We start from the raw sequence: 2,406 nt of genomic DNA on the forward strand, positions 1-2,406 counted from the left end.
TGATGCCATCGCCAGCAARCTGKGCTCCTACATACTTGCCAGCATGGCCCAAACCCTATAACGGGAGAAGAGCATGAGCCGCGCATTCGTCAACGAAGATAACGCCGCCGCGCAAGCCGATCAGCCTGTCGAACGGCAGGTCAGCGCGCAGCCCAATTACGTCACGCCCACGGGGCTGGCCCAATTGCAGGCGAAAGTGTCGGAACTGCAACACCTGCACAGCGAGCAATCGGCCAAAGGGGAGCAAGCAGACAAGCAGCGCCAAGCGGACCTTGAGCGCGATTTGCGGTATTTCAACCAGCGCTTGCAAAGTGCTCAGGTCGTGACCGCTGCCAGCTCGACTGAAAAAGTGCAGATCGGCAGCCGTGTGACGTTCGCTGACGAACACGACATTAGTCAAACCGTGCAGTTGGTGGGTGAAGACCAGGCCGACGCTGCGGCGGGCCTGATCAATTGGGGTTCACCGTTGGGCCGGGCGTTGCTCGGGGCGCAACTGGGCGATGAGGTGCTGTGGCAACGTCCGGTGGGTGATCAACTGATCGAGATCACCCGCATCGAACCGGCCTAAACCACGCCTTGGGCGAGCATGGCGTCGGCGACTTTGACAAAGCCGGCGATGTTCGCGCCTTTGACATAGTTGATCCGGCCGTTCTCTTCACCGTAATGCACGCAAGCATGGTGGATCGATTGCATGATCGCATGGAGCTTGTTGTCGACTTCGCCACCCGTCCACAGCAGGCGCATGGCATTCTGCGACATCTCCAGCCCGCTCACCGCCACCCCACCCGCGTTGGAAGCCTTGCCCGGTGCGAACAGAATCCCCGCCTCGATAAACAGGTCCACAGCCTCCAGGGTCGTCGGCATGTTGGCCCCTTCCGCCACACAGATACAGCCGTTGCGTAGCAATGTACGGGCCGCCTCGGCGTCCAGTTCGTTTTGTGTTGCGCATGGCAGCGCGATGTCGCAACTCAGCGTCCACGGGTGATGGCCCGCCAGGAACTCCAGACCGAAACGGCCGGCCAGTTCACTGATGCGTCCGCGCTGGACATTTTTCAGCTCCAGCACCGCCTGCCATTGCTCTTCGGTCAAACCGCTTTCGCAGTAGAGCGTGCCTTCGGAGTCGGACAGCGAAACCACTACGCCCCCCAGGTCCATGACCTTGCGCGCCGCATATTGCGCGACGTTACCGGATCCCGAGATTGCAACTCGCTTGCCTTCAACGGTTTCACCGTTGCGCTTGAGCATCTCCTCGGCGAAGTACACGCAGCCAAAACCAGTGGCTTCCGGGCGAATCAGGCTGCCGCCATAGCTGGGGCCCTTGCCGGTCAGCACGCTGGTGAACTGGTTGCTCAGGCGCTTGTATTGACCGAACAGGAAGCCGATTTCGCGGGCACCGACGCCGATATCACCGGCCGGCACGTCAACGTCAGCGCCAATGTGACGGTACAACTCGCTCATGAACGCCTGGCAGAAGCGCATGACTTCAGCGTCGCTCTTACCTTTGGGATCGAAGTCCGAACCACCTTTGCCCCCGCCCATGGGCAGCGATGTCAGCGAGTTTTTGAACGTCTGTTCGAAGGCGAGGAACTTCAATACGCCAAGGTTCACCGAAGGATGGAAACGCAGCCCGCCCTTGTAGGGACCGATCGCGCTGTTCATCTGGATACGGAAGCCGCGATTGACCTGCACTTTGCCTTGATCATCGACCCAGGAAACCCGGAAAACGACCGCACGCTCAGGCTCGCAAATCCGCTCCAGAATACCGGAGGTCAAATAGTGCGGGTTGGCTTCGAGAAATGGCCACAGGCTGCGCAGGACTTCTTCCACGGCTTGGTGGAATTCAGGTTGGTCAGGGTCGCGTTTTTTCAGACGGGCAAGGAAGGATTCGACGGATTCGATCATGGAACAGTCTCGGCAGATTTATTTTCGTTGGAAGAGATTGGGGCCGGACTCTAGCAAACAGAATGCGCACAATGACAGCGCCGAATGTCGCAATTATGAAATTAAATGGTGCGCTGAGTATAAATAAGTCCGGTTATCGGACGGTTTTTGCACCGTAACAGGGAGCAACCCTTCGAGTGTTGCACCATCAGTGACACCGCTTCGCGAGCAGGCTCGCTCCCACAGAAGATTTGTGTCGATCACATAATCCCTGTGGAGTGTGCCTCCTGCGCGCGATGGACACACCACGGTGCAACTGAGCCCATAAAAAACGGAGCCAGAAGGCTCCGTTTTTCATATAACCAACCCGGATCAGGCCAGTTTTTTGTGCCGTACACGATGCGGTTGGGTAGCCGCTTCGCCAAGACGCTTGCGGCGATCGGCTTCGTATTCGGTGTAGTTACCTTCGAAGAACACCGCTTGCGAGTCGTCTTCGTACGCCAGGATGTGCGTCGCGACGCGGTC

At 58.4% G+C, this 2,406-nt stretch carries 3 protein-coding genes; 1 reads left to right on the plus strand and 2 read right to left on the minus strand.

Annotated elements, in window-relative coordinates; all coding sequences use genetic code 11:
* The first annotated feature begins 73 nt into the window (after positions 1-73).
* The gene (locus AC1DRJ_RS24575; protein ID WP_477804446.1) at positions 74-568 is read left to right on the plus strand and encodes a GreA/GreB family elongation factor; all 495 of its coding nucleotides are present in this window, start codon (positions 74-76) and stop codon (positions 566-568) included.
* On the opposite strand, the gene gdhA is transcribed toward AC1DRJ_RS24575, so the two are convergent.
* Together gdhA and AC1DRJ_RS24585 are read right to left on the minus strand one after the other, a co-directional pair.
* The gene (gdhA, locus tag AC1DRJ_RS24580) at positions 565-1,902 is read right to left on the minus strand and encodes an NADP-specific glutamate dehydrogenase (RefSeq protein ID WP_477804447.1); all 1,338 of its coding nucleotides are present in this window, start codon (positions 1,900-1,902) and stop codon (positions 565-567) included. The genes AC1DRJ_RS24575 and gdhA overlap by 4 nt on opposite strands.
* Before the next feature lie 351 nt (positions 1,903-2,253).
* On the minus strand, positions 2,254-2,406 hold a 153-nt coding region (locus AC1DRJ_RS24585; RefSeq protein WP_477804448.1), incomplete at its 5' end, for a hypothetical protein.

This window comes from Pseudomonas sp. P5_B2, from assembly GCF_056400445.1.